The organism is Salinivibrio sp. IB282, from assembly GCF_001995685.1.
GTDB lineage: Bacteria > Pseudomonadota > Gammaproteobacteria > Enterobacterales > Vibrionaceae > Salinivibrio > Salinivibrio kushneri.
In genome coordinates this window covers 1-25,749 of sequence record NZ_MUET01000044.1, presented here as the reverse complement: position 1 = coordinate 25,749, position 25,749 = coordinate 1, and the positions used below count along the sequence as shown (strand labels likewise).

The 25,749-nt window shown below is 52.1% G+C and carries 21 protein-coding genes and 2 pseudogenes; 15 read left to right on the top strand and 8 right to left on the bottom strand.

What is annotated here, in order from left to right; genetic code table 11:
* Window positions 1–12: 12 nt before the first annotated feature.
* Together BZG14_RS10130 and BZG14_RS10125 are read right to left on the bottom strand one after the other, a co-directional pair.
* Entirely contained in the window at window positions 13–783 is a 771-nt protein-coding gene (locus BZG14_RS10130) for an ABC transporter ATP-binding protein (RefSeq protein WP_069361038.1), read from the bottom strand.
* A gap of 428 nt (window positions 784–1,211) precedes the next feature.
* Complete coding sequence (locus BZG14_RS10125; RefSeq protein WP_198532050.1) at window positions 1,212–2,396, bottom strand: tetratricopeptide repeat protein; 1,185 nt, start codon at window positions 2,394–2,396, stop codon at window positions 1,212–1,214.
* A gap of 473 nt (window positions 2,397–2,869) precedes the next feature.
* Here BZG14_RS10125 and BZG14_RS10120 point away from each other — a divergent pair, with 473 nt between their 5' ends.
* A complete protein-coding gene (locus BZG14_RS10120) occupies window positions 2,870–4,381 on the top strand; it encodes a DUF3360 family protein (RefSeq protein WP_077485300.1) in 1,512 nt (503 codons plus the stop codon).
* A gap of 133 nt (window positions 4,382–4,514) precedes the next feature.
* Window positions 4,515–6,791, top strand: a complete 2,277-nt coding sequence (gene pflB / locus BZG14_RS10115) for a formate C-acetyltransferase (RefSeq protein ID WP_077485303.1) — start codon at window positions 4,515–4,517, stop codon at window positions 6,789–6,791.
* Window positions 6,792–6,956: 165 nt separating this feature from the next.
* Here the strand turns inward: pflB and BZG14_RS10110 are convergent, their stop codons facing one another.
* Window positions 6,957–8,579 carry a methyl-accepting chemotaxis protein gene (locus tag BZG14_RS10110; protein WP_158074865.1) on the bottom strand — a complete coding sequence of 541 codons (1,623 nt, stop codon included), beginning with the start codon at window positions 8,577–8,579 and terminating at the stop codon, window positions 6,957–6,959.
* A gap of 330 nt (window positions 8,580–8,909) precedes the next feature.
* Between BZG14_RS10110 and pflA the strand changes: the two genes are divergently transcribed.
* Complete coding sequence (pflA, locus tag BZG14_RS10105; protein WP_069361043.1) at window positions 8,910–9,650, top strand: pyruvate formate lyase 1-activating protein; 741 nt, start codon at window positions 8,910–8,912, stop codon at window positions 9,648–9,650.
* A gap of 77 nt (window positions 9,651–9,727) precedes the next feature.
* Here the strand turns inward: pflA and BZG14_RS10100 are convergent, their stop codons facing one another.
* A complete protein-coding gene (locus BZG14_RS10100) occupies window positions 9,728–10,633 on the bottom strand; it encodes a LysR substrate-binding domain-containing protein (protein WP_046073653.1) in 906 nt (301 codons plus the stop codon).
* A gap of 197 nt (window positions 10,634–10,830) precedes the next feature.
* Here BZG14_RS10100 and focA point away from each other — a divergent pair, with 197 nt between their 5' ends.
* Window positions 10,831–12,279: a formate transporter FocA gene (gene focA / locus BZG14_RS10095; RefSeq protein ID WP_077485309.1), complete on the top strand. Its 1,449-nt coding sequence runs from the start codon at window positions 10,831–10,833 to the stop codon at window positions 12,277–12,279.
* A 110-nt stretch (window positions 12,280–12,389) separates the two neighbouring features.
* Here the strand turns inward: focA and BZG14_RS10090 are convergent, their stop codons facing one another.
* Window positions 12,390–13,037, bottom strand: coding sequence for an energy-coupling factor ABC transporter permease (locus BZG14_RS10090; protein ID WP_069361173.1), 648 nt, complete (start codon window positions 13,035–13,037; stop codon window positions 12,390–12,392).
* Window positions 13,038–13,237: 200 nt separating this feature from the next.
* Between BZG14_RS10090 and BZG14_RS10085 the strand changes: the two genes are divergently transcribed.
* From BZG14_RS10085 to BZG14_RS15920, 5 genes and pseudogenes are all read left to right on the top strand, one after another.
* Window positions 13,238–13,738, top strand: a complete 501-nt coding sequence (locus BZG14_RS10085; protein WP_077456705.1) for a YfbU family protein — start codon at window positions 13,238–13,240, stop codon at window positions 13,736–13,738.
* Between the two features lie 130 nt (window positions 13,739–13,868).
* Entirely contained in the window at window positions 13,869–14,696 is an 828-nt protein-coding gene (rlmA, locus tag BZG14_RS10080; RefSeq protein ID WP_077608666.1) for a 23S rRNA (guanine(745)-N(1))-methyltransferase, read from the top strand.
* Window positions 14,697–14,711: 15 nt separating this feature from the next.
* Window positions 14,712–15,074: pseudogene (locus BZG14_RS16115) on the top strand (ChaN family lipoprotein); the annotation flags it as partial.
* A 74-nt stretch (window positions 15,075–15,148) separates the two neighbouring features.
* A pseudogene (locus tag BZG14_RS16110) lies at window positions 15,149–15,262 on the top strand (ChaN family lipoprotein); the annotation flags it as partial.
* 27 nt (window positions 15,263–15,289) lie between these two features.
* On the top strand, window positions 15,290–15,520 hold the full coding sequence (locus tag BZG14_RS15920) for a hypothetical protein (RefSeq protein WP_241824651.1): 231 nt from the start codon (window positions 15,290–15,292) through the stop codon (window positions 15,518–15,520).
* Window positions 15,521–15,643: 123 nt separating this feature from the next.
* Here the strand turns inward: BZG14_RS15920 and yfbV are convergent, their stop codons facing one another.
* Complete coding sequence (gene yfbV, locus BZG14_RS10070; protein ID WP_077485317.1) at window positions 15,644–16,093, bottom strand: terminus macrodomain insulation protein YfbV; 450 nt, start codon at window positions 16,091–16,093, stop codon at window positions 15,644–15,646.
* 355 nt (window positions 16,094–16,448) lie between these two features.
* Here yfbV and BZG14_RS10065 point away from each other — a divergent pair, with 355 nt between their 5' ends.
* The 3 genes from BZG14_RS10065 to BZG14_RS10055 all read left to right on the top strand — a co-directional run bounded on the left by BZG14_RS10065 (window position 16,449) and on the right by BZG14_RS10055 (window position 21,167).
* Window positions 16,449–17,645: an acetate kinase gene (locus BZG14_RS10065; RefSeq protein ID WP_077456711.1), complete on the top strand. Its 1,197-nt coding sequence runs from the start codon at window positions 16,449–16,451 to the stop codon at window positions 17,643–17,645.
* Between the two features lie 105 nt (window positions 17,646–17,750).
* Window positions 17,751–19,898: a phosphate acetyltransferase gene (gene pta / locus BZG14_RS10060; RefSeq protein WP_077456713.1), complete on the top strand. Its 2,148-nt coding sequence runs from the start codon at window positions 17,751–17,753 to the stop codon at window positions 19,896–19,898.
* A gap of 129 nt (window positions 19,899–20,027) precedes the next feature.
* On the top strand, window positions 20,028–21,167 hold the full coding sequence (locus tag BZG14_RS10055; RefSeq protein ID WP_077605631.1) for an amidohydrolase: 1,140 nt from the start codon (window positions 20,028–20,030) through the stop codon (window positions 21,165–21,167).
* Window positions 21,168–21,174: 7 nt separating this feature from the next.
* Here the strand turns inward: BZG14_RS10055 and BZG14_RS10050 are convergent, their stop codons facing one another.
* Entirely contained in the window at window positions 21,175–21,813 is a 639-nt protein-coding gene (locus tag BZG14_RS10050) for a LysE family translocator (RefSeq protein ID WP_077520232.1), read from the bottom strand.
* A gap of 247 nt (window positions 21,814–22,060) precedes the next feature.
* Here BZG14_RS10050 and metN point away from each other — a divergent pair, with 247 nt between their 5' ends.
* The 3 genes from metN to metQ are packed head-to-tail and all read left to right on the top strand — an operon-like array spanning window position 22,061 to window position 24,633.
* Window positions 22,061–23,095: a methionine ABC transporter ATP-binding protein MetN gene (gene metN / locus BZG14_RS10045; RefSeq protein ID WP_077608665.1), complete on the top strand. Its 1,035-nt coding sequence runs from the start codon at window positions 22,061–22,063 to the stop codon at window positions 23,093–23,095.
* On the top strand, window positions 23,085–23,771 hold the full coding sequence (locus tag BZG14_RS10040) for a methionine ABC transporter permease (RefSeq protein WP_069361055.1): 687 nt from the start codon (window positions 23,085–23,087) through the stop codon (window positions 23,769–23,771). The genes metN and BZG14_RS10040 overlap by 11 nt, the downstream gene beginning before the upstream one ends.
* 46 nt (window positions 23,772–23,817) lie before the next feature.
* Window positions 23,818–24,633 carry a methionine ABC transporter substrate-binding lipoprotein MetQ gene (metQ, locus tag BZG14_RS10035; RefSeq protein WP_077608664.1) on the top strand — a complete coding sequence of 272 codons (816 nt, stop codon included), beginning with the start codon at window positions 23,818–23,820 and terminating at the stop codon, window positions 24,631–24,633.
* 124 nt (window positions 24,634–24,757) lie between these two features.
* Here the strand turns inward: metQ and BZG14_RS10030 are convergent.
* A partial coding sequence (locus BZG14_RS10030; RefSeq protein ID WP_077608663.1) for a CNNM domain-containing protein occupies window positions 24,758–25,749 on the bottom strand: 992 nt, incomplete at its 5' end.

The window sequence follows — 25,749 nt, the reverse complement described above, 5'->3', positions numbered from 1 at the left end:
TTACTAAATAGATTAATAAATCGATGAGATAAACTGCTGCAAACGCTCTGATTCTGGCGAATCAAACAACTCTTTGGGGTTGCCTTGCTCTTCCACTAATCCTTGGTGCAAGAACATCACATGGTTAGAAACATCGCGCGCAAAGCTCATTTCATGGGTCACCACCAGCATGGTGCGCCCTTCCTCAGCCAGCGAACGCATCACCCCCAGCACTTCTCCTACTAATTCAGGATCCAGCGCGGAGGTTGGCTCATCAAACAGCAAGACTTCTGGCTCGACGGCGAGTGCGCGCGCAATCGCTGCACGTTGTTGCTGGCCACCGGATAAATGGCCTGGGTAGTAGTCGCGGCGCTCATAAAGCCCAACGCGGTGTAATAACGCTTCTGCTTCTTCAATCGCTTGTGCCTTGGGCACGCCTAGCACATGCACGGGTGCTTCGATAACATTTTGCAGCACCGTCATATGCGACCAAAGATTGAACCCTTGAAACACCATCGCCAGACGCGAACGAATGCGTTGCACTTGCTTGTCACTGACGGGAACGGGTTCACCGGCACGGTTGTTTTTCATTTTGATCAACTCACCATTGACCCAAATTTCACCGCCCGTGGGGGTTTCCAGCAAATTGATACAGCGAAGAAAGGTGCTCTTGCCAGAGCCGGAAGAGCCGATAATGGAAATCACGTCGCCGCGGTGGGCGTCGAGGGAAATACCTTTGAGCACTTGATGCTGCCCAAAGCTTTTTTTAAGTGATTTTACCTGTAGCGCCACAGCATCCGTCATGCGCTAACTCCTGTCATCCGTGAAATCTATTGTATTTGTGGTTAAAGCGCACCAAATGCACTGAGTATGGATCGAAAATATCACCCCTCAATCCAATGAGCAACATTTTGTTAACCTTTAAAGCGCATTCATTATAGTCACTATTACTGCATAAAAAGTCAATTGTAAAATTTACTGCTGAAAAAACCAACAATTGCTGTGTCAGCCATTAACCTCGATAAAGCGGCTTTAACCGAGGTAAGTATAGAAGTTAACTTGAAGAAAGCGGGTTCTTTTTATCGAGAAAGCTGATAAAAATTGGCATTAGAGGGGAGAGACGTGCAATTTATTTCATTTCAATACGATCCACGGTGCGTAACAAAACTGTGAACACCATAGTTAAACGTCTACTAAAAAAGACAGTACTGCCTTTAACGTAGGCAACCTCCTTATGACAGCCGCGCGTCGCGACGTTTCGCTCGCTTCGCTTTAAGCAGCTCTAGGGTGTCACGCCAGCGCTCGGCAAGGCCGGTGGGATCACGCGCCTCCCACTGTTCTAACGCATAGTCTGCCAGCGCATAGTCCCCGGCTTTAATCGCACTGATGGATAACCACTGCCACAGCATACGATCATCTTTTAGACCATAAGAGAGCGCCACTTGCGCGGTATCAATCACTTCCTGCCAATGATTAAGTTGATACGCAAGCATCACCTGTAGTTTGAGCGTTTGCTTATCTGGCTCGCTCAAATTTACTTCACTGATCCAGTTTAGCGCTACCACGCGCTGGCCTGTTTTAATCAAACACTGCACCAGAAATAACTGCTCATCACGCGTGGGCAGCCGGGTCAATTGCTGTAATCCCTGTTGCCAATACCGCAACGCCTGCTGTGATGCATCTTGCTCTAACAACGAGGCCGCTAGCGTACGATAAAGGGAAATATCGGCATGGGCGCGCGCTAAGTACTGACGTGCCGTTTGGTGCGAGCCCGCTTTGGCGTGGGCGCGTGCGGCCTGCTCTAACCAACGAGGGGCCACATCGGGTTGATTGACCAACTTATCGAATGTCGCTGCTGCCGCCTTAAAGCGTGATAGCGCCATCTCGCTAAGCCCTTTGGTTTGCAGAATAAAGGCATCCTCCGCACCGAGCTTTTGCAGCTGGCGCGCATATTCAATCGCCACATCGAAACGCGATAGCGCATAAGCAGCCTGCATCGCGAAACGGGCAGAGGTTGGCTGCAGTGTATGCTTATCACGAAGTTGGCGAGCATAGTTCAATACTTCTTCATATTGCTCAACCCGAAACGCCAAGCTAATCACCGCCGTCAACGCATCCGCTTCACTCGCTTTACTCAGTCCGTTCAGTGTCAACGCCTGACGATAAGCGCGATACGCTTCCGCACGCTGATCAAGGTAAAGGTGGGCGATGGCTTGCAAACGTTGTAACTCTGCACGCTCAGAGGGGACTAACGCCTGCTGCTCCGATGGGGTCAGCAAGGTGTCCGCCTGGGTAAGCGCATCTTGATAATCGCCGTTTTGAATCGCAGCGCTCACCGTGTCTACCCCCGCCGCCTGCACGACCATGACAGGGCAAAGCAATAACGCGCCCAAACTCAAACGACGCCACGTTGGCATCAGCATGCGAGGACAAACAACAAGGCGGAACAATCGGCGCACCATAAGGATCCATTTTTAGAGGACAATATAGCGACTATAACCTATCTTTTTTAATCACTACAGCGAGCACGCAGGGACTATCTTTATTTATTGACCCAGATTCAAGATGCCACCACGCCCGCTTTACATCGGGCGCGTTTATCTTGCTGTTTTGTAGCACATATTCATCGCCTTAAATAGTAATTAAATTACACGAATACGGATTTATCGGCGATGAGAGGGGCAATTCAGGGGCAAAACCCGCGGCTCAAGTGGGCGTAGCACGTAAAAAAATTACACGGTAATGATCTAAGTCAACATTCTACGCTCACCCTGTTGTTAGCATGCTGATAACGAAACAGAACACGGCCATAAGGCCAGCGTTAAAAACACATAAAGACTGGCTAAGCCACTGTTTCGAAAGCGTTTGCTTTCTGTACGACGAGGAAATTATGGCAACACATGCTCAAGACCGCAGTGTGAGTCACGAAGAAAAGAGCGAATATCAAAAGAAGCACAAGCCGGCTTCTTCATTTGCCTCCCGCGCTGACTACCTGAATCACGAATTACAAATTATGCGTCCGCGCCGTTGGGGCTTGAACCTGCCTGGCCGTGACTTCCGTTTTGAAATTGAGGATCTTGTTCCCGCGCTGGCCGGTACCATCGGCATTATCGCTATGTATTCTGCAGTGATGATGTCATGGGCTGAGGGGCTAACCGCCGCGTGGGATCATGTGACTTTAGGTAAAGCGTTTGCTGTTGAGGTCGCGCGGGTTGAAATGCTTATCCCCGCACTCCTTTTTTGTGTCCTTTTATGCGGATTTATCAATCCACGCGCTAACCTGGCCGGTAACCATGGGCCAATGATCCCGCTTGTCGGGACCATCGCGCTCGCCGGCGCACATCCTCTCGCCTTAGGGATCCTAATCGGTGCCTTTGGCCTGATACTCAGTTATCTCAAAGGCGGCTCTAAATTAGTGAACTTAACGAGCCAGGGGGTGGCTGGTGGTTTGCTGATATTCTTGGGCTTTGGGGGTGCCAAAGGCCAAATTGAGAGCCTGCTCGCCTGGGGTGCGGCCATTGATATGGGCTATATCTCCATTTTGATTCTCGCCGTGTCGATTGTGATCTATGCCTTCTTGGCGCGCATCGGTAAACGCTGGCTCGCGATTCCCGTCTGTGCGGTCACCGGTGGATTAATTGCTACCGCCCTGGGTGCAGGCTCGTCACTAGAATTTGTTACTCAACCGGGTGTACCTAACCTGAATCCGGTTTACTGGTGGGGCTCAACCGAGCAAGGCTGGCAACTCGGTCTTCCAAACCTGTCGCACTTTCTTGCTTCTTTGCCGTTTGCACTGCTGGCCGTAGCGATGTGGTCACCGGACTTTCTTGGTCACCGTATCTTCCAGGAACTAAATTATCCTAAGAAAGCCGAAAAAGTATTGATGGACGTGGATGACACCATGACAGGTTGTTCTATTCGTCAAATGGTCGGGGCCTCTGTGGGTGGCGGTAACATCACCTCATCGTGGGGAACCTACATGATTCCGGCGGCGATTGCGCGTCGACCTATTCCTGGCGGTGCCATTGTACTGGGTCTGTTATGTATTGCCGTTGCCTTGATTGGCTACCCTATGGATGTCGCCACTTGGCCACCCGTGATGACTATCGCGCTGCTATCGGGTGTGTTCCTGCCCTTGCTTGAAGCAGGCATGCAGATGGTGAAAGACGCCAAGTCGAGCCAAGCAGCGGGTATTTGTATTTTCGCCTCCATGGCTGTTAACCCAGTCTTTGGTTGGGCAGTCACTATGCTCTTGGACAACAACGGTCTTATCGGTGATAAAGAGCGCCCGACAACGCTCTCTACCGTTGACCGTCTGGTGATTCCAACCGCCACAGTGATCATTTGTATTGCTGCCATGTTGGCAGTCGGAATGATTCCCGGCATTCCATCTTTGTTGTAATAACATTGCCCCGCTTTCGGGCGGGGTATCCGGATAAATCGATGGGTCGCAGGCGTCAGCCATACTGACAAATACGATGACTGAACCTGGTCCCAATACATATCTTTTTGAAAAGAGTACAGGTAGGTGCAACATGTCTGAGCACGTTTCCAATGCATGGGAAGGATTTGTTGAAGGTAACTGGAGCAAAGAAGTTGATGTTCGCGACTTCATCCAGAAAAACTATACCCCTTACGAGGGCGACGAATCATTCCTAGTTTCTGAGCCAACTGACGCCACTCGCAAACTGTGGGCGCGCGTGATGGAAGGCATCAAGCAAGAGAACGCGACGCATGCACCGGTTGATTTTGATACGTCTGTGGTTTCTACCCTGACGTCTCACGACGCCGGCTACATCGAGAAAGATCTGGAACAGATTGTTGGTCTGCAGACTGACGCGCCACTGAAACGCGGCATGCTACCTAATGGTGGTATCCGTATGGTTCAAGGCTCATGCGACGCCTACGGCCGCGAACTCGATCCACAAGTGAAGAAAACCTTCACGGAATATCGTAAAACCCATAACCAAGGTGTTTTCGATATTTATACCCCAGAAATCCTGAAGTGCCGTAAATCTGGCGTGTTGACCGGTTTGCCTGATGCGTATGGCCGTGGCCGTATCATCGGTGACTACCGTCGCGTTGCGCTGTACGGTATTGACTTCTTGATGAAAGACAAGAAAGCCCAATTCGATTCGTTGCAAGAGAAATTCGAAAACGGCGAAGATCTGCAAATGACCATGCAGCTGCGTGAAGAAATTGCAGAGCAGCATCGCGCACTGGGTCAATTGAAAGAAATGGCCGCAAAATACGGCTGTGACATTTCTCGCCCTGCCGAAACCGCGCAAGAAGCCATTCAGTGGACATACTTCGGTTATTTGGGTGCAGTGAAAACCCAAAACGGTGCTGCCATGTCACTGGGCCGTACCTCTACCTTCCTCGATATCTATCTAGAGCGCGATATCGCGGCGGGCAAACTGACTGAAGAGCAAGCGCAAGAGCTGATCGATCACTTCGTGATGAAGCTGCGTATGGTGCGCTTCCTGCGTACGCCTGAGTATGATGACCTCTTCTCTGGCGACCCAATTTGGGCAACGGAATCTGTTGCCGGTATGGGTGTTGACGGGCGTCCACTGGTTTCACGTACCAGCTTCCGTTTCCTAAACAGCCTATACACCATGGGACCAAGCCCAGAGCCAAACATCACCGTGCTTTGGTCTGAGCAGTTGCCGGAAGGCTTCAAAAAGTTCTGTGCCAAAGTCTCGATCGACACCTCGTCTATCCAGTACGAGAACGACGATCTGATGCGCACTGACTTTGATAATGACGACTATGCGATTGCATGTTGCGTCTCGCCAATGATTGTTGGTAAGCAGATGCAATTCTTCGGTGCCCGTGCCAACTTGGCGAAAACGCTGCTTTATACCATCAACGGTGGTATTGACGAGAAGCTGAAAATCCAAGTTGCCCCTGAGCACGCGCCGATGACCGATGAAGTGTTGGACTATGACAAAGTCATGGACCGCATGGATCACCTGATGGATTGGTTAGCAAAACAATACGTAACTGCGTTGAACAGCATCCACTTCATGCACGACAAATACAGCTATGAAGCGGCGCTGATGGCCTTCCACGACCGTGATGTACATCGCACCATGGCATGCGGTATCGCCGGTCTCTCGGTGGCGGCTGACTCACTAGCCGCGATTAAATACGCCAAAGTGAAGCCAGTTCGTGACGAAGACGGTATTGCTATCGACTTTGATATCGAAGGCGAATATCCAGCATTTGGTAACAACGACGAGCGCGTTGATGCGATTGCCTGTGACTTGGTCGAGCGCTTCATGAACAAGATCCGTTCACTGAGAACGTATCGTGATGCGGTTCCAACTCAGTCTATCCTGACAATCACCTCAAACGTGGTTTACGGTAAGAAAACGGGTAACACTCCTGACGGTCGTCAAGCCGGTATGCCGTTTGGCCCAGGTGCTAACCCCATGCACGGCCGTGATGAAAAAGGCGCCGTCGCGTCACTGACATCTGTTGGTAAACTGCCATTTGCCCACGCCAAAGACGGTATTTCTTATACCTTCTCTATCGTGCCAAATGCACTGGGTAAAGACGAAAACGCACAACGCGCTAACTTGGCAGGCTTGATGGATGGTTACTTCCACCACGAAAGCGGCCAAGAAGGTGGCCAGCACTTGAACGTTAACGTGATGAACCGTGAAATGTTGCTGGACGCGATGGAGCACCCTGAGAACTATCCTCAACTGACCATCCGCGTATCAGGTTATGCGGTACGTTTTAACTCGCTGACCAAAGAGCAGCAACAAGACGTGATTACCCGTACCTTTACCTCTTCACTGTAAGCGATAAAGCAGGGTTAACGCTCAAAGAAAAAACCGCCGGCAATGCTGGCGGTTTTTGTTTATCGGCCTATTTATCGCTCTGTTTCCCGATTTATCCAGACTTGCCGCCAGCACGTCGGCCTTGGCTAACGGCGAGTCAACACACCCGCCAGGGATAATCAGCGATTACACCACTTCAAAGCGATCCAACTTACTGTCCAACTCACGGGCTGAATCAGCAAGCAGTTGGCTTTGCTCAGCAAGGTGCGAGGCGGCACCGCTAATCTCGTTGGCTGAGTTGTGAATGTTGCTCACGTTTTGGTTCATTTCTTCTGACACCGTCCCCTGCTCTTCTGCCGCGGCGGCAATTTGTACCACGCGGTCATTCGAGCCATGCAAGGCACTCACCATGGCTTTCAATTGCTCTTGGGTTTCTAGCGCCGTATTGACACTGTCTTCACTGGATTGATGGCTTGATGTCATCGCCTCTGCCGCTTCAATCGCGTTGTTGGTCAGTGATTCTATGGTGCCTTGAATTTGGGTGGTCGATTTTTGCGTGCCTTGTGCAAGCGAGCGCACTTCGTCAGCGACCACCGCGAAGCCTCGGCCTTGCTCACCGGCACGGGCCGCTTCAATGGCGGCGTTAAGCGCCAAGAGATTGGTTTGTTCAGAGATGCCCTGGATCACCGTCGCCACATCACTGATCTCCATCACGCCTTGTTTCACTTGATTCACCAGTTTATCCGCCGCGGCAATACGCTCAGCCACCTCACGAATACTGGCCACCGTGCTGTCTAGCTTATGGTTGCCATCGTCCGCCATTGAGGAAATGTCATTGGTGGCTTGCGCGGTTTGCTCGGCGTGATCGGCAACATCGGCCACGGTGGCCGTCATTTCGTTCATCGCCGTGGCCAACTGCTCAAGTTGCGCACGTTGAGATTGAATACTTTGTGCACTTTCCTCACTGGCCGACGCTATTGAAGACGCCATGGTCGACGATTGTTTGGCTTCGTCATGCGCAACACGCAGCGCCTCTCGTACACTGCTCATCGCGGTATCCATCCGTCGAGCAAGCTTGCCTATTTCGTCGTGGCGGGTATAACCACACTCTACCCGAAGATCGCCACCCGCAATGCGATCGAATTTTTCTACCAGCTCATCCAATGGCATCACAATATCGCGGCTGACAAACCCACCGGCTACCAGCAAGATAGCGCCAGATAACAGGGTTAAACCACCGATTTGCCACGCAGATTGTATCACCCGTGCTTCAATATCACTGACATGCACGCCTGAGCCAATAATCCAATCCCAGCCATCAACCCTTTTAACGTAGGAGATTTTCGGCTTCATCTCGCCCTCAGGTGAGCGCCAGGTATAATCAAGCACACCACCCTGTGCACCTTGACTGACTTCCACCATCTCACGCCAGTGATGCTTCCCTTCACCATCGGTCAGCCCATCCGCACTGGTGCCGTTTAGCTTAGGCTTTAGCGGGTGGTTCACAATGGTAAGGTCAGGTTTAAGCACCCAAAAGTAGTTATTACTGTCGTAACGCAGTTTATTAAGCTGCGCGATCGCTTGTGCTTTGGCTTCTTGTTCGCCAATTTGTGGTGCCTGCTGTCGGTAATAGGCCACCACACTTTGCGCCACCTCAATATTGGCGCGCAACGAGGCCGTCCGCTCAGCATAGGATTGCTCCCGCTCTTTGTTGATGGTGTACGCGCTGATCCCTGCCAGCAACACAACGGCAACCAGCATTAGTGCAACAAGCTTATTTTTCACTCTCAGATCACTGATTCTTTTCATTATAAGTCCTAGCATTTGCTTTGATCCTAGCCTGACACCAAGCATATCCCTGCTTGCATGCAACCTGGCATAAGCATGTATCGCTTTGGCGACGTGTCGCACGTCAGTTTGGACAAAAAAGGGAAGAGTCACAAAATCTGTATGGAATTTATCTGGTTAACGTCTCACTCATTGGGCAATAAAAAATTGGAACTGTGATCAAGCTTGAGTCAAGCGTGTAATGAGGGGGTAATACAAGGCGAGAAGTGCGAAAAAGCCGGGAATTCCCTTATCTTCACACTGGGTTTGTAATAAAATGACGGCATAGCCATTCGCAGTCTGGAGACAGCTATGTCGACAATCGGTCGCATCCATTCATTTGAGTCCTGTGGCACCGTAGATGGCCCTGGCATCCGCTTTATTGTCTTTATGCAAGGCTGCTTGATGCGGTGCAAATACTGTCATAACCGTGATACATGGGACACGCATGGCGGCAAAGAAGTCACCGTGGATGAAATAATGAAAGATGTGCGTGCCTATCGCCATTTTATTACCGCCTCTGGTGGCGGGGTGACAGCATCTGGCGGTGAGGCCATGTTGCAACCTGAGTTTGTGCGTGATTTTTTCCAAGCCGCTAACGCGGAAGGGATCCACACCTGTTTAGATACCAACGGCTATATTCGCAAACACACCCCGGTGATTGATGAAGTCCTTGATGCGACCGACTTGGTGATGCTGGATCTCAAACAGCTCAATGATGAGGTTCATGAAGATTTAGTCGGTGTATCAAACCGACGAACGCTCGACTTTGCCAAATATCTGCACAAAATTGGGCAAAAAACCTGGATTCGTTACGTGGTTGTCCCTGGTTATACCGATGATGATGACTCTGCCCATCGTCTCGGCCAATTTATTCAAGACATGGATAACATCGAAAAAGTCGAGTTACTTCCCTACCACCAGCTCGGTGCACACAAATGGGAAGCACTGGGCCATGATTACGAACTGCAAGACGTCTCGCCCCCATCAAAAGAAGTGATGGATAACGTCAAAGCGATTATTGCCAGTTATGGTCATAACGTCATGTATTAACCTGACGCCCCTCAGTACCCATCAGCCGGTCACCTCGTGGCCGGCTTTTTTTATCCTTATTTTTCGCGCCTTGATACTTACATCTCTCGACGGCGGGCTTTGGTCATCCGAATGGCTTCACGGATAATACAGTCWCGCAACGGGTTATCCGCCGCGTCTGCTCGCCAGATAAACGACAGTGTCCGGCGCATATTTAGCTCAGGCACATTCAGCGCCACCAGCTCTTCGCGCTCTATCCACTTCTCGACATCAAGATAGGGTAAGCAGCTGAGGTAGTTGGAATTGGCCACCAAGGTACGTAATACCGGCACCTGCTCATATTCTCGCCGCACATCAAGATCTTCGATAACGCCATGAATGGCACTATCAAAACTATGCCGTGTCCCGGCCCCCGGCTCTCGCAATACCCACTGCGCTTGCTCAAGTTGCGCCAAACTTACTTGATCGCGCTGCGCGTAAGGGTGATGCTTGGCCGCCACCACCACCAAATGATCATGGCACCACACCTGTTGTTTCAACCGGCTGTCATCACAACGGCCTTCAATTATCCCTAAATCGTGTTGATAGCGGCGCACACTATCAATCACCTTTTGCGTATTTTTCACCGTAAAGTCGATTCTCAACTCGGGAAAATCACTATCAATAATACTGATAAGGTCTGGGATCAGGTGCTCTGCGGCGGTCTGACTGGCAATTAAGGCAATATCACCACTAATAATGTGCTGTCCATCAAATCCTGCTTCAATTTGTTGCGCATCAAACAGCAGTTGTCGTGCTTTGGGTCGCAACCATGCTCCCCAATAGGTGAGCTGCATTTGCTTGCCTTGGCGCTCAAAGAGCGGCCTACCAAGTAGCTTTTCGAGCTGTGAAAGCGCCATGCTGGTCGCCGACTGCGTTAACGCTAAATGGTCGGCAGCACGGCTCACACTGCCCATCGCGGCAATCGCCTCAAACACAGCGAGCTGCTTGAGTGAGTAGCGCATCTAGGATCCTTACTGTCTGACTTTGATGACATCAGACTATCAATTTTTGTGATTATTACCCTAAGCAATATCAATTTTACTCCTGATAACCAAGCGAATAGGCTGGATTTATTCACATTCAGTCTAAAAAGGAGTACAACCAGTATGTTTTTTTGTCTTCAAGGTCGGGCACGCATTGCCAAAAGAGGAGGCAGCCGATGGTAACCCCTATCCACACTGACGGCCCCGCTGCACTGCTGGTGCAAGCCGAGCAATACGCTGAGAGTAAACCGCGCAAGTCGACTCGTATGGCCGTCGGGTTGGCGATGATGGCTGGTCTATTTATCGGGTTGGCGTTCGTGTTTTACCTCACGGTGACCACGGGGAGCACAGCCGGTTGGGGACTCACCCGCTTGATGGGTGGGCTGGCCTTTAGCATGGGATTAATTCTTGTGGTACTGGGCGGCGCGGAATTGTTTACCAGTACCGTGCTCTCCATGCTCGCGCGCGCCAACGGCAAAATCAGTACACGCAACCTGCTTTATACCTGGGCAAGGGTGTATATCGGCAACTTATGTGGCGCGCTCTTGTTGGTGCTGATCGTGATGGCGGCGGGCTTATACCAGCTCGATGATGGGCAGTGGGGGCTGAACGCTCTTCATGTGGCTCAGCACAAACTGCATCACAGCTGGCTGCAAGCATTCTCTCTTGGTGTGCTTTGTAACTTGTTGGTTTGTTTGGCGATTTGGATGACATTCACCTCGCAAAATCCGCTGACCAAAGCCGTGATGGTGATTTTGCCTGTCGCCATGTTTGTCAGCACCGGTTTTGAACACAGTGTGGCCAATATGTTCATGGTGCCATTGGGCATGAGCATCGCCACCTTCGCACCAGACAGCTTTTGGCAAGCGGTGGGCAGCTCCCCCGCAGCCTTTAGTGACGTAAACCTGATCCAGTTTATCAGTGCCAATTTAATCCCTGTCACCCTCGGCAATATTGTCGGCGGCGCAGGCCTTGTCGGCATGGGGTACTGGCTCATTATTAATCCAGAAAGAGAACACAAAACCGCACACATTTCTGCATTGACGCTCCCGTCTGCAAATTATTCTGAGAGACCTACTATGACCCAAGAAACCTTAACCATTGAAAAAAACATGAAGCCTGTTCACTGCGCCTTACAAAGCCACCAGTTTGTGGCCGATGCATTAGAGCAACTCAACCGCTATCAGTTACAAGGCGCACCGGTGGTCGACAAGCAAAATGAATTAGTCGGCTTTTTCTCGGTGCAAGATGTATTCGTCGATTTATGGTGGAATGATTACCAACCCGATATGGACACCAAAGTCGAAGACTTAATGCGCACTGAGGTACAAACCGTTGAGGCAGACCAATCGGTGATTGAACTGGCGCAGTATATGAGCATTGACAACCAAGTACTGTACCCTGTCAGTGATGCGGGCATTGCTACGCGCTTTACCACCCAGTCGGCATTAGAACGCGCTAAAACGCAAACCTTATCACGCCCTTATATTTATCCGGTGATGAGAGACGAGCGCTTGGTAGGGGTGATAAGTCGCTCAGATGTGGTTCGGGCTTTGGCACCGTTATACGGCAACGCCATGGATATTCTCCCTGCCGATGCGAAAGAAGGCTTAGTCACTGCCTAACACTTAGTCACCACCTAACACAGGGATGGCCATTATCGAGCACGCCGCCGGGCAATACTGGCGGCATTTTTCATCGAGATGTTGCCGTCATCGCCGCATGGACACACGGCCTAACGCTCTGGCGATAAATACTCACGGTCATAAAAGGTGCGCAACCAATGAGGCCGATATACCGCCATCACCGTCACTGCCATACCGTTTAATAGCGCCTCAGGGAACCACATCAGTAGCGCAATTTGCAGGTAGTTATGCACAATGTCTTGCCAGCTGTGCCTATCGGCTAACCAATACCACAACGAGGTCACTGACAGCTGGAACACTATCGTGAGCGCCGCGCCGATGAATGCAGCGATAAAGATGTAAATAAACAAATGCCGGGTTAAATAGTGGTAACTGAGCGCGAAAATGCCATAACTAAAGGTGATAGGTAGCACGGCCGTGGTCAATGCGGTCATGCCCACATCAGCAACGGGAACAAAACCAAACACCGCCATCAAAGCCAATGGCACAGTGGCAATCCAAATGGCAATGCGCCAGCCGTGACACAAGGCTAAGGTGGTCACGCCTAAAAAGTGGATATCCAGGCCTTCTTTGATCCCCGCTTGGAGCGCCCACAGCGCAAACAACACCACCGCGGAGGAAAACGCCAAATGCTGATACCCGGTTTCCTGGCGCAGCTTAGCGAAAAACTCTGGTGGGTAGGTCCGATATAACACCGCTGCCCACAATAACCAGCCGCCCCATTGCCAACCGCTCATTTCGGCGAACTCAAACATATTCAATCCCTAGTCACTAACCTTTTATACCTTTGACTGACACAACCACTAGCGGGTGATAAACGTGCTACGGACATAGCTCAGATCAAGATTTCCCCCTCATAGAGGTGGTAGTCTTTATTTATTCCCTCATCAATTGATGAACGACTATTGTACCTTTGAAAGTTAAGAGGCCAACCGCGATGGATATGACCCCTGCACAACGTCTGATTTTATCTAATCAATACCAATTAATGTGCCACCTCGATCCCTCTAATAGCGAAAAGTATCGCCGCTTACAAACCATTATTGAGCGCGGTTACGGCTTACAAATGGCGGAAGTGATCAGCCAGTTCGAGGCGTTATGTGAAACCCAATGCCGTGAGATCATCGATATCATGGAAATGCACCATGCGATACAGGCCTCTTACAACCTTCTGGACGACGCCAACCAAGCAGCCTTATCACCACGTCGCGTGCAGTTCTGGGGCTTTGACGCCGCCACTGAAGGTGCTTTAGTGCATTATGTCCGCTTTCTTGTCGATACAGAGGGGCTCTATCCGCAATTTGATCAAGGCGAGCACCGCTTTAACAGCCAAATGCCCATGCTGGAAAAGTACCGTCGCATGCTGAACGTGTGGCGTGAGTGCCCGCGYCAATTCCACTTAAGCTTAACCGAGATTGAGCAGATCCTCGCCGCCTAAACCAGAGCAAGCAACCCTCTTTATTGCCAGCCGCCCACCAGGCGGCTGTTTAATTTGCTCGCGCCGCGCTTGTCGAACGCCTCGCAAGCCCGTACCCTTAAGCCCATTCACGCTAACACACCGAACAACCATGATTTATCGATGCCCGCTGTGCCAACAGCCCCTGCAAGCTAGGTCACGTGGCGCCTATTGCGCTAACAATCACCAATTTGACCGCGCCAAAGAGGGCTACCTCAATCTACTCCCAGTGCAATTTAAGCGCTCTAAAGATCCGGGCGATAATAAAGCCATGACCCAAGCCCGTCGGGCGTTTTTAAATGCCGGTCATTATGCCCCCATGCGCCAAGCGATGATTGACGCCCTCACCCAAGCGCTCGATGGCGAGCACCAAACCATTTTGGATGTTGGCTGTGGCGAAGGTTATTACACCCACGCAATTGCCGATCAAACCGCAGCGCAACAATGGTCGGTACACGGATTAGATATTGCCAAAGTGGCGGTACGTTATGCGGCCAAATGGTATCCACAGTGTCAGTTCTCGGTCGCCTCTTCCCAGCGCTTGCCGTTTGCCGACAACAGCCTTGATGGTGTGGTACGCATTTATGCGCCCTGTAACGGTGAAGAGTTAGATCGCGTGATTAAGCCTGGCGGCGTGGTAGTGACGGTCACGCCAGGTCCACGTCATCTATTTCAGCTAAAAGCCGGTATCTATCAAGAAGTGCGCTTACACAAAACGCCACCGGAGTCATTACCAGGCTTCCAGCTGGAAAGTGAGCACTCACTACATTACCCGATGACATTAGCCGGCGAGCAAGCCCTCACGCTACTGCAGATGACGCCCTTTGCTTGGCGCGCATCAGATGAGTGGCGTGACACCTTAGCCAACAGCGAGGCCTTTGAGTGCGACGCCGACTTCACCCTGCGCGTATATCGTCATCACGCCGCAGAGCAATCATAGCCAAGGAGAAAAGCCATGAAACAAGGTCGTGTATCGGTTCGTCTCATCAATACCTTGCTCGCCGCAGCCTGCATCGCATTCACTAGCTCAGCGCTCCATGCGAAAACCGATGCGCTTGCCACCTTATTTGACTACCAAGTCACCCGCGCAAACGGCGAGCCATTGCGCCTGACCCAAGTGACCGCTCAAGTCGCGGATGCCGATGTGGTGCTTATTGGCGAGTGGCACGGCCATCCTGGTGTACACCGCTTTCAAACTGAACTACTCAGTCAGCTCGCCTCAGAGCATTCGGTGGCCCTGTCGATGGAGCAGTTCAGTCGCGATGCACAGCCAGTCCTTAACCAATATCTTGCTGGCGAGATAGGCGAAGACACGTTAAAACGACAGGCCAATGCCTGGGATAACTATGACGGCAGCTACCGCCCGCCTATAAGCGCAAGTTTAAGGCCAATATGCACCATGGCAGCGCCAGCCAAACAGACGCGCAATATGCCGCTCAGCTTGCCTGGGATGCCACCATGGCCGAAAGCATCGTCGCGTATCATGACTCTCACCCCAACAGCCAAATTGTGCATGTCGCCGGGCGTTTTCACGTGGCTGAGGGGTTGGGAACCGCCGCACAAATTCACGCCCGCAACCCTGAACTGCGCATTGCACTGATCACCGCGGTGAGCGATCAAGCCATGCTGAGCGACGACGCGCCCGACTTGCGCTTGCACGTACTGCCCATGCCACAGCGTTGGCTGTCGATGGATGAAATGCGTCAAGCGGTGAGCCAAATGCAGGGGCAAGGTGACGCCCAGTGCAAGCGCGCAACCAAATAGCTCAGCGCTCACGCTTTCCCACAGACAAAAACGCCGACCAGCTGGTCGGCGTTTTTTATCTTTTCTTCTTTATACCTATTCGATAGCCGATAGCTATTCGATAGCGGCGACGCCGCGTGTCTGTTAGAACCAGCGCTCCAACGCGGCGCGATCCACTTTAAACGCGCGGCTTAACGCATGTGCAAGCTCTTTGTACTTAGGTTGGCTTTTAATCGGCTGCATCGCATGGCCTTCGCTGGTGATCTTTTGATGCAGCTCGCGATACCAACCCGCAAGCGCCGGCGGCAGAGGCGTATCACGACGCTTACCCAACCACCACAAACCTTGCACCGGCAGGCTTAACGCGAATAAGGCCACAATCACCGCTTGCGGTAGCCCTTGCACATTATTGGCCGACATCTGCAGCAATACACTGATTGCCGCCACGGCAGGCATGACTTTAATCGCGAAACGAGTCATGGTGATCACTCGATTTTCGGGAAAAACCGGTGCCAACTCCTTTCTCATTGGCCATTCCTGCATGTACTTCTGACCGTCTTGCAGGCAGCGCCAGATTGACTTATTCGTTGCCATACCTACCTCACTTACTCAGTGTGACTCGACTCGCTGTCACTCAACTTTTACAATAAAAATTAAACAAACTGTTTAAAAACTTTCAAAATTAACCAGTATTGCTCAAAAAATTTTTGTTATCTGTATCAAGTCCCGCTATCCTTAGCGCACTTTATCATTGTTGCTCGGATTCGATTGTCTCGCAACCTAATCTGGTTGTATTCGACGGAGCGTTCATTTATCCAGGACGGATAAAGATGGTTCTTCCCCGCGACAACGCATGAGATAATTCTTTTTTTAAAAAGGTAGTGTCTCTGTTTGTCCACTATCCTTTTTGTTCAATACACTCTGTCTTACGAAACATAGGTAGTCATACATGTCCAAGCTGGTTCTCGTACTCAATTGCGGAAGCTCCTCTTTGAAGTTCGCCATTGTCGACGCTCAATCAGGCGATGAGCATCTTACCGGTCTAGCCGAATGCCTTCACCTCCCAGAAGCCCGCATTAAGTGGAAAATGGACGGTAAGCATGAAGCCCAACTCGGCGAAGGTGCCGCACACAATGAAGCACTGAACTTCATTGTTGATACCATTCTTGCCTCTAAGCCTGAGCTTGCCGAGAACCTAGGTGCCATCGGCCACCGCGTTGTTCACGGTGGAGAGCACTTTACTCAGTCAGCATTAATTACGGACGATGTACTGAAAGGGATCCACGATGCAGCCAGCTTTGCACCGCTGCACAACCCAGCCCATATCGTAGGTATCGAAGCGGCGAAAAAAGCCTTCCCAGCGCTGAAAAACGTGGCGGTATTCGATACGGCATACCATCAAACCATGCCAGAAGAAGCCTACTTGTATGCGCTGCCTTATAACCTTTATAAAGAGCACGGCATCCGTCGCTATGGCATGCATGGTACCTCGCACTACTTTATCGCTAACGCCGCCGCTGAGCAGCTTGGCAAGCCTGTTGATGAAGTGAACATCATTAACTGCCACCTGGGTAACGGCGCGTCAGTTTGTGCGATTAAAAATGGCCAATCCGTCGACACCTCAATGGGCATGACCCCATTGGAAGGTCTGGTCATGGGTACCCGCTCTGGTGATTTAGATCCTGCAATTATCTTCCATCTGCACGATGCACTGGGCTATAGCGTTGAGCAAATCAACACCATGCTGACCAAAGAGTCTGGCCTGCAAGGCTTGACTGAAGTGACCTCTGACTGCCGCTTTGTCGAAGACAACTACGGCGAGAAAGAAGAAGCCACTCGCGCAATGAATGTGTTCTGTCACCGTCTTGCCAAATACGTAGCCAGCTACACCGCGACCCTAGACGGCCGTCTTGATGCGATTGTCTTTACCGGCGGTATCGGTGAGAACTCAGGCCCAATCCGCGAATTGGTACTCGAGCGTCTAGCTCTGCTGGGTGTTGATATCGACAAAGAGCGTAACCTGAAAGCCCGCTTTGGCGGCGAAGGCGTGATCACCACAGACGAAAGCCGTGTGCCTGCGATGGTGATTTCAACCAACGAAGAGTTGGTCATTGCGCAAGACGCTGCGCGCCTAACTGGCCTGTAAGACCATTCCTAACGGCTGATCCCACTCAGCCGTTTTTATATTTGTGCCGGCCTGTCCGGCACGCCAATCAGATAGTAAGAGGAAGTCAACGTGTCCCGTACTATTATGCTAATCCCAATCGGCTCCGGCGTCGGCCTGACCAGTGTCAGCCTCGGCGTCATGCGAGCGATGGAGCGTAAAGGCGTTCGCGTCTCATTTTTTAAACCCATTGCCCAGCCACATCACGGTAGCGACACCGATGTGACAGACCTGACGACGGAAATCATTCACGCCAACAGTGATATGAAAGTCGCCGAGTCAATGTCGATGAACCAGGCCGAAAATCTGCTGCGCTCCGATCAAGAAGACGTGCTGCTTGAAGAAGTGCTTGCACGCTTCACACGTGCCACCCAAAACACCGAAGTGGCGCTGGTTGAAGGCTTGGTTACCACGCGTAACCATCCGTTTGCCAACCAAATTAATTACGAGATTGCCAAGACGCTGGATGCAGAAATTGTCTTTGTCACCACACCAGGTACCGACAACCCAGCCCAGCTAAAAGAGCGTATCGAGTTTGCTTGCACCAACTTTGGCGGCAGCAAAAACGGCAATATCTCTGGCGTGATCATCAACAAGCTCAATGCGCCTGTGGATGATGCTGGCCGCACCCGCCCTGATCTGTCAGAAATCTTTGACGATGCAGATGGCGCGCGTCCGACCAACGTTGAAGTGATGCAGATCTTCAACTCGAGCCCAATCCGCGTACTGGGTTGTGTGCCGTGGAAAATCGACTTAATTGCCACCCGTGCCAGCGATATGGCCAAGCACTTGAATGCCACCATCATCAATGAAGGTGAAATTCACTCGCGTCGTATCAAAAGCATTACTTTCTGCGCCCGCTCTATTCCTAACATGGTTGAGCACTTCCGCCCTGGCTCACTGCTGGTGACCTCGGCAGACCGTCCAGACGTGATTGTCGCGGCCTGCTTAGCAGCGATGAACGGCGTGGAAATCGGTGCACTGCTGCTAACCGGTGGTTATTCGATCCCTGATCAGCTCAAAGCACTGTGTGATCGTGCCTTTGAAACGGGCCTACCGGTGTTCACCACTGCAGGGAACACCTGGCAAACCTCGCTCAACCTGCAAAGCTTCAGCCTCGAAGTCCCGGCTGACGACAAAGAGCGTGTTGAGTTTGTGAACGACCATGTCGCCAGCCACATTGATGGTAACTGGATTGAGTCACTAAGCTCTGGCTCTAACCGCGAGCGTCGCCTCAGCCCACCGGCCTTCCGTTATCAGCTCACCGAGTTTGCGCGTAAAGCCGCCAAGCGCATTGTGCTGCCAGAAGGTGACGAGCCACGTACCATCAAGGCCGCCGCTATCTGCGCAGAGCGTAAAATTGCTGAATGTGTGCTATTGGGTAACCCAGAAGAAATTAAACGTGTTGCCGATCAGCAAGGCGTGACCTTGGGCGCTGGCGTAGAAATCATTGACCCAGTGAAAGCGCGTGACAAGTACGTGGCTCGCTTGGTTGAGCTGCGTAAGAGCAAAGGCATCACCGAAGTGATTGCGCAAGAGCACCTGGAAGACACCGTGGTGCTGGGTACCATGATGCTAGAAGCCAACGAGGTGGACGGCCTGGTTTCCGGTGCCGTGCACACTACCGCTAACACCATTCGCCCACCGCTGCAGATCATCAAGACAGCGCCGAACGCCTCTTTGGTGTCGTCGGTCTTCTTCATGCTGCTGCCTGAGCAAGTGCTGGTTTACGGTGACTGTGCGATTAACCCGGATCCAAACGCAGAACAACTGGCTGAAATCGCAATTCAATCAGCCGATTCTGCCGCCGCATTCGGTATTGAGCCGCGCGTGGCAATGATCTCTTACTCGACCGGTAGCTCGGGCAAAGGGGCTGACGTGGATAAAGTTCGCGAAGCCACCCGTCTTGCCAAAGAGAAGCGCCCTGATCTAGTGATTGACGGCCCACTGCAGTACGACGCGGCCATCATGGAAAATGTGGCTAAGTCGAAAGCACCGGATTCACCGGTTGCCGGTAAAGCGACCGTGTTCGTCTTCCCAGACTTGAACACAGGTAACACCACCTACAAAGCGGTACAACGTTCTGCTGAGCTGGTGTCTATCGGTCCAATGCTGCAAGGCATGCGCAAGCCGGTGAACGACCTGTCTCGTGGCGCATTGGTTGATGACATTGTTTACACAGTGGCACTGACCGCTATCCAAGCGAAACAAGCGGAAGACAACGGCCAAGTGTAATTTGCACCACGCCCTGTCGAGATAAAACAAAAGCCAGCACCCGTTGCTGGCTTTTTTGCGTTTGCGTTCACAACGTTACATGCCAACGCGATCTAGCATGGCGTATCCATTCTGGTTTTGGAGTCGAAGATGGCTAACGAATTCGATCCCGTCACACTACGGCATACCCTGCACCAAACCCCTGAGCTGTCTAACCACGAAGCCCTCACCGCCCGTACTATCGCTGCCCAGTTGCGGCAATTTGGCTTTCACCCTGCCACTGATGTCGGCGGTCACGGGATCCTGGTCACCATTCAAGGCGCGGCACCAGGGCCCACCACCTTGCTACGTGCCGATTTCGATGCGCTGCCGATTGAAGAGCGTGGATCACTGGCTTATTGCTCCCAGCACTCAGGCGTGATGCATGCCTGTGGCCACGATGGTCATACCGCGGCGTTGCTGGCCGTCGCCGCCGAGCTTCGCCACACGCCACCCGCTCGTGGCACTGTGCTGCTCGCCTTTCAGCCTGCCGAAGAAACCGGCGAAGGCGCAGCGCGTATGTGCGAGTCCCCCGCACTTACCAACGCGCAGATTGATAACGTCTACGCCTTTCACAATCTCCCCGGCTTTAGTCAGCATCAAATCGTGGTACGCCCCGGTACCTTTGCCTGTGCCTCGACCGGAGTCGCTATTGAGTTGTACGGAAAAACTTCTCATGCCGCCTACCCAGAGCGTGGGATCAGCCCTGCCAGTGCGATGACAGGCGTGATGCATACCCTGACACAACTGCCCGACGCCTACCCTGACGCCAACAGCCTCGTCACCTTGGTTCACGCCCAGTTAGGAGAGCCTGCCTACGGCGTCGCCCCCGGCCAGGCGACCGTGATGGCCACATTGCGCAGTGATGACAACGCCTGCTTTCACGCCATGAAGGCCGACTTAATCGACAAAGTGAACACGCTGACGGCTCGGGCAGGATTAACGGTCAGTGTTAGCTGGCATGAGCCCTTTATCGCGGCCGAGAACAGCACGCACCATACGCAGCATGTGGTCAATGCCGCGCAGTCGTTAGGGTTAGCCGTTCACAGGCTCACCGAGCCCATGCGTTGGTCGGAGGATGTGGCCGAATTTCTTGCTCGCTGGCCAGGGACGTTGTTTGGCATTGGCAGCGGTGAGCATCATCCACAGCTGCACAACCCTGATTATGATTTCCCAGATGCGATCCTCCCCACCGCCAAAGCGCTCTTTACCGCGTTGGTCGCTGAGCATCACGGCTGCATCACAGGCTAATCACGCCCTACCCCAGCGCCAGCCAAACGCCAACACCCACCATCAAGGTGCCGGCGACACGGTTGAGTAATTGCACGTTGCCTCTTTGCTGCAGAAATTGACGCAACGTGCGACCGCCACTGGCATACAGCATCAAACAGCTAAATTCAGTCAGCAGAATAATCAACACCAGCACACTTAACTGGCTAGGCAGCGCTAATTTAGGATTAATAAACGGCGGCAACAGTGAGATCATAAACGCCCAGCCTTTCGGGTTAGCAATCGCGGTGACAAATCCTTGGGCCGCCAAGGACCACGCAGACGCTTCACTGGGGCTAGCGTCATCCTCCTCAGGAATGGCCATTTTCCCGCGAGATCGCCACATTTGCACCCCGATAAACGCCAGATAGGCACCACCGACGTATTTGAAAACCTGAAAGATAGACGGATAATTAAGCATCATCGCCGCCACTCCAATCACCGAGGCAATCGCCACCAGCCCCACGCCAATTAACTCGCCCCACATCATATGCAGGCTACGCTTAACCCCGATGGTCATTCCCAGCGTCATCGAGAGGGTCATACACATCCCAGGCGTCACCGAGACGAGGAAAAAGGTCGGGATAAACAAGGAAAGCATGGTGGTATCAATCAAAGAAGTTGGCATAAAGCGTAATCAGAACAAAGCACTACAGGGGCCTCTAGTAAACGCCCTTTATCGTTTGAGATCAAGCTGACTGTTGAGTTTATAACCAAGCGATTGGACTTATTGCCATTTAGACGTCCAGAAGTAAAAATATCCATTGACTTAATTTTGACTAACTCATAGCATCAATAACCAGAGCGACAGCAAGAATGTGGCACAAGCCGCTGAGTGAGTCTGCTGTGATCAAATTATTCGCCAAGGACATGTGATGATTGAGATAACCAACCTCAACAAGGTATTCGAACTCGGGGAGCGCCGAATTCATGCCCTTAATGACATCAACTTATTTATTCCCAAGGGAAAAGTATTTGGTGTGATCGGTGCCTCCGGTGCTGGGAAAAGTACCCTGATCCGGATGGTTAACCTGCTCGAGCGCCCAACCAGCGGCTCAGTCAAAGTGGGGGGCACTAACCTCACCGCGCTACCCAGCCGCCAGTTGACCCAAGCGCGCCGTAAAATCGGGATGATTTTCCAACACTTTAATCTGCTTTCGTCACGCACCGTTTTCGACAATATCGCCCTACCGCTTGAGCTAAGTGGCTCGAGCCGCGATGAGATAGAAACCCGCGTAAGCGAACTGCTCGATCTGGTCGGCTTGACCGATAAGCGTGATGTGTATCCTGCCAGCCTCAGTGGCGGACAAAAACAGCGTGTCGCCATTGCCCGCGCACTGGCGCCAAGCCCCAACGTTCTGCTTTGTGATGAAGCCACCAGCGCACTGGATCCGGCCACCACCCAATCGATTTTGTCGCTGCTGCAAACCATCAACCAAAAGCTCAACCTCACCATTTTGCTGATCACCCACGAAATGGACGTGGTCAAACGTATCTGTGACGACGTCGCCATCATTGGCGATGGTGAACTGGTTGAATCCGGCCCGGTGGGCGAGATTTTTGCGCACCCCAAATCCGACTTGGCGAAACAATTTATTCGCTCAACCCTCGACTTATCAGTGCCGCATGATTTCGCCCAGCGCTTGCAACAAGAATACTTTGAAGGCAGCTACCCGTTAGTGCGTCTTGAGTTTACCGGTGCGACAGTCGATGACCCATTAATCAGCCAGATCTCGCGCCTGTTTGATATCGACATCAGTATTTTAAGCTCARATATCGACTATGCCGGTGGCGTGAAATTCGGCCTACTCCTCGCGGAGATCATGGGCCCCAAAGAGGCGGTTGAAAACGCCATTACTTACCTCAACAAGCACCATGTCAACACGGAGGTACTTGGCTATGTTGATTGATCAACTCACCCAATGGGTAAATGAAAACAGCGCCCTTATCAACTTGCTCCTCGAGGCTACCGGCCAAACTCTGTATATGGTGTTTGCCTCCGGCATCATGGGGTTTGTGATTGGCATCCCACTAGGTGTGTTACTGCATGTGACCAAACCCGGTGGTTTGCTGGGTCAACCACAAGTTAACCAGGTGCTTGGCGCAGTCGTGAACATTGGCCGCTCCATCCCCTTTATTATCTTGCTGGTCGCGATTATTCCCTTTACCCGCATGGTGGTTGGCACCTCGATCGGTACAGCGGCGGCGATTGTGCCACTGACCGTCGGCGCGATTCCATTTATTGCCCGCTTGGTTGAGGGGGCGTTACTGGAACTACCAGCAGGGCTAGAAGAAGCGGCCAAAGCGATGGGCGCGAACCCGTTCCAGATTATTTATAAAGTGCTGATACCAGAAGCACTGCCAGGCATCATCAATGGCGCCACCATTACCTTGGTCACCTTGGTGAGCTACTCGGCCATGGCCGGTGCGGTCGGCGGCGGCGGCCTTGGGGATGTGGGCATCCGCTATGGCTATCAGCGCTTTGACACCACCGTCATGCTGATCACCGTTGTAATGCTGGTAGTCTTAGTGCAAGCGATTCAATCTTTTGGTGATTACTTGGTGCGACGCGCCGATCACCGCTAAATCAAACACAATAATGACGAATATGTTGCAAACAGGGAGACAGACAATGAAAACCACCATTAAAACACTACTTGCCACCCTTGGCCTTGCCTCTACCTTGGTGCTGACTGGCTGCGGCGAGAAAGAACAAGCCGCGACCGATACCAACAGCATCACCGTGGGCGTGATGGCCGGTGAAGAAGCACAAGTGGCTGAACACGCGGTGAAAGAAGCGAAAAAGCTCGGCCTTGATGTAGAGCTAATCACCTTTACCGATTACGTCTCGCCAAACGCGGCACTGGACGATGGTTCAGTCGACGTGAATGCTTTCCAACACAAACCTTACTTGAACGCACAAATCAAAGACCGTGGCTATGAGTTCGCGATTGCTGGCAACACCTTTGTGTATCCGATTGCGGCCTACTCTTACAAGCTAGATAGCGTCGAGGATCTACCAGAAGGCGGTAAAATTGCCGTGCCAAACAACCCATCGAACCTAGGCCGTTCACTGGTATTGCTTGAGCAACAAGGCATCATCAAGCTTAAAGAAGGCGCAGGCATCAACGCCACCAAGCTCGATATCGTTGAGAACCCGAAAAACGTAGAAATCATCGAGCTAGAAACCCCACAACTGCCTCGCTCATTGGAAGACGTAGACTTGGCTATCATCAACAACACCTTTGCCGCCGGCGTGGGCCTAACGCCAAGCAAAGACGGTATCTTTGTTGAAGACAAAGAATCACCCTACGTGAACCTGATTGTGGCGCGCAAAGACAACGTCGACGCTGAAAACGTGAAAACCTTTGTTAAGGCCTACCAAACTGACGCGGTTTATAACGCCGCGATGGAAGTCTTTGACGGCGCGGTGGTAAAAGGCTGGTAAGCTAGCGTCACAATATGTTCGCTCAGACGAACGCAGCGACGCTAACAAGTATCGATAGCTAAACAAAATGCCACAGTGACTGGTGAAGTGACTGTGGCATTTTTTAATCTTGGCCATTAGCGGGTTAACTTGCTGCCGTGACCGGAAGCACGCGTTTTAAAATATCCGCCAGCGTCACCACGCCAATCATTTCCCCCTCTTTACTGACCACCGCAAGCTGAACGCTGGCCTCACGCATGCGCGCTAGCGCTTCGTAGATGGGCGTGTTGGCATCTAACACATACGCATTGCGAGCGACATCGCGTGCGAGTCGGTCTGCCGGTTCGAGTAGCGTATCCCGCACGTGCACCACCAACGGCTTAAGTCCCTCGTTGCCAGTCATTAAAATACGCAGATGCCCTGACGCCACGGCGACAGCGCGCACCTCTGCCACCGTTGCATGTTTATCAACATGTGCCATCACCTGCCCCTGGGTGACCAAGGTTTCGATTGCAATCGAACTCAGATCGATCAACCCCGACAATTGCCGTTGAATCGCTGGTTGCAAGGTTCCCACTTGCCCAGAATGCTCAACCAATTGACGAATGGTCTGAATATCTTGTCCCCCGACCGCGGCGCTTTCTACTGGCTCAACCCCTGAGGCTTTCACCAAGCGATTGGCAATACGATTGATCCAGCGAAGTAACGGACGTAACGGCCACACATAAGCACGCGAGACAACACCGATTGCCAGTGCTGACTTTTCTGGATGAGCAATCGACCAAGACTTCGGTGCCATCTCACCCACGACGAGGTGCAAAAATGTCACCACGAACAGCGCAAACCCGAAGGCCGCCGCATCAGCCGCCCAAGCGGGTAAGCCAACCGCGAGAAAGACGGGCCCTACCCAGACATCTACCGCCGGCTTAGTGACCGCCCCGAGTGCAAAGGTACAAAAGGTGATCCCTAATTGCGCCCCTGCCAGCATCAAGGTCAAATCATTCATGCCACGCAGCGCTGCCCGCGCCGACCCACTCTCAACCGCCATTTCTTCCAGACGATGTCGACGCGCACCCATCAAGGCAAACTCGATAATGACAAAAAAGCCACTCAATACAATCAAAGCCAGCGTGACAA

Excerpts from the sequence above, each read along its gene's own strand:
- BZG14_RS10130 (WP_069361038.1), bottom strand. The coding sequence starts at position 783 with ATGACGGATGCTGTGGCGCTACAGGTAAAATCACTTAAAAAAAGCTTT.
- BZG14_RS10125 (WP_198532050.1), bottom strand. The coding sequence starts at position 2,396 with ATGCCAACGTGGCGTCGTTTGAGTTTGGGCGCGTTATTGCTTTGCCCT.
- BZG14_RS10120 (WP_077485300.1), top strand. The coding sequence starts at position 2,870 with ATGGCAACACATGCTCAAGACCGCAGTGTGAGTCACGAAGAAAAGAGC.
- pflB (WP_077485303.1), top strand. The coding sequence starts at position 4,515 with ATGTCTGAGCACGTTTCCAATGCATGGGAAGGATTTGTTGAAGGTAAC.
- BZG14_RS10110 (WP_158074865.1), bottom strand. The coding sequence starts at position 8,579 with ATGAAAAGAATCAGTGATCTGAGAGTGAAAAATAAGCTTGTTGCACTA.
- pflA (WP_069361043.1), top strand. The coding sequence starts at position 8,910 with ATGTCGACAATCGGTCGCATCCATTCATTTGAGTCCTGTGGCACCGTA.
- focA (WP_077485309.1), top strand. The coding sequence starts at position 10,831 with ATGGTAACCCCTATCCACACTGACGGCCCCGCTGCACTGCTGGTGCAA.
- BZG14_RS10090 (WP_069361173.1), bottom strand. The coding sequence starts at position 13,037 with ATGAGCGGTTGGCAATGGGGCGGCTGGTTATTGTGGGCAGCGGTGTTA.
- rlmA (WP_077608666.1), top strand. The coding sequence starts at position 13,869 with ATGATTTATCGATGCCCGCTGTGCCAACAGCCCCTGCAAGCTAGGTCA.
- yfbV (WP_077485317.1), bottom strand. The coding sequence starts at position 16,093 with ATGGCAACGAATAAGTCAATCTGGCGCTGCCTGCAAGACGGTCAGAAG.
- BZG14_RS10065 (WP_077456711.1), top strand. The coding sequence starts at position 16,449 with ATGTCCAAGCTGGTTCTCGTACTCAATTGCGGAAGCTCCTCTTTGAAG.
- pta (WP_077456713.1), top strand. The coding sequence starts at position 17,751 with ATGCTAATCCCAATCGGCTCCGGCGTCGGCCTGACCAGTGTCAGCCTC.
- BZG14_RS10055 (WP_077605631.1), top strand. The coding sequence starts at position 20,028 with ATGGCTAACGAATTCGATCCCGTCACACTACGGCATACCCTGCACCAA.
- BZG14_RS10050 (WP_077520232.1), bottom strand. The coding sequence starts at position 21,813 with ATGCCAACTTCTTTGATTGATACCACCATGCTTTCCTTGTTTATCCCG.
- BZG14_RS10040 (WP_069361055.1), top strand. The coding sequence starts at position 23,085 with ATGTTGATTGATCAACTCACCCAATGGGTAAATGAAAACAGCGCCCTT.
- metQ (WP_077608664.1), top strand. The coding sequence starts at position 23,818 with ATGAAAACCACCATTAAAACACTACTTGCCACCCTTGGCCTTGCCTCT.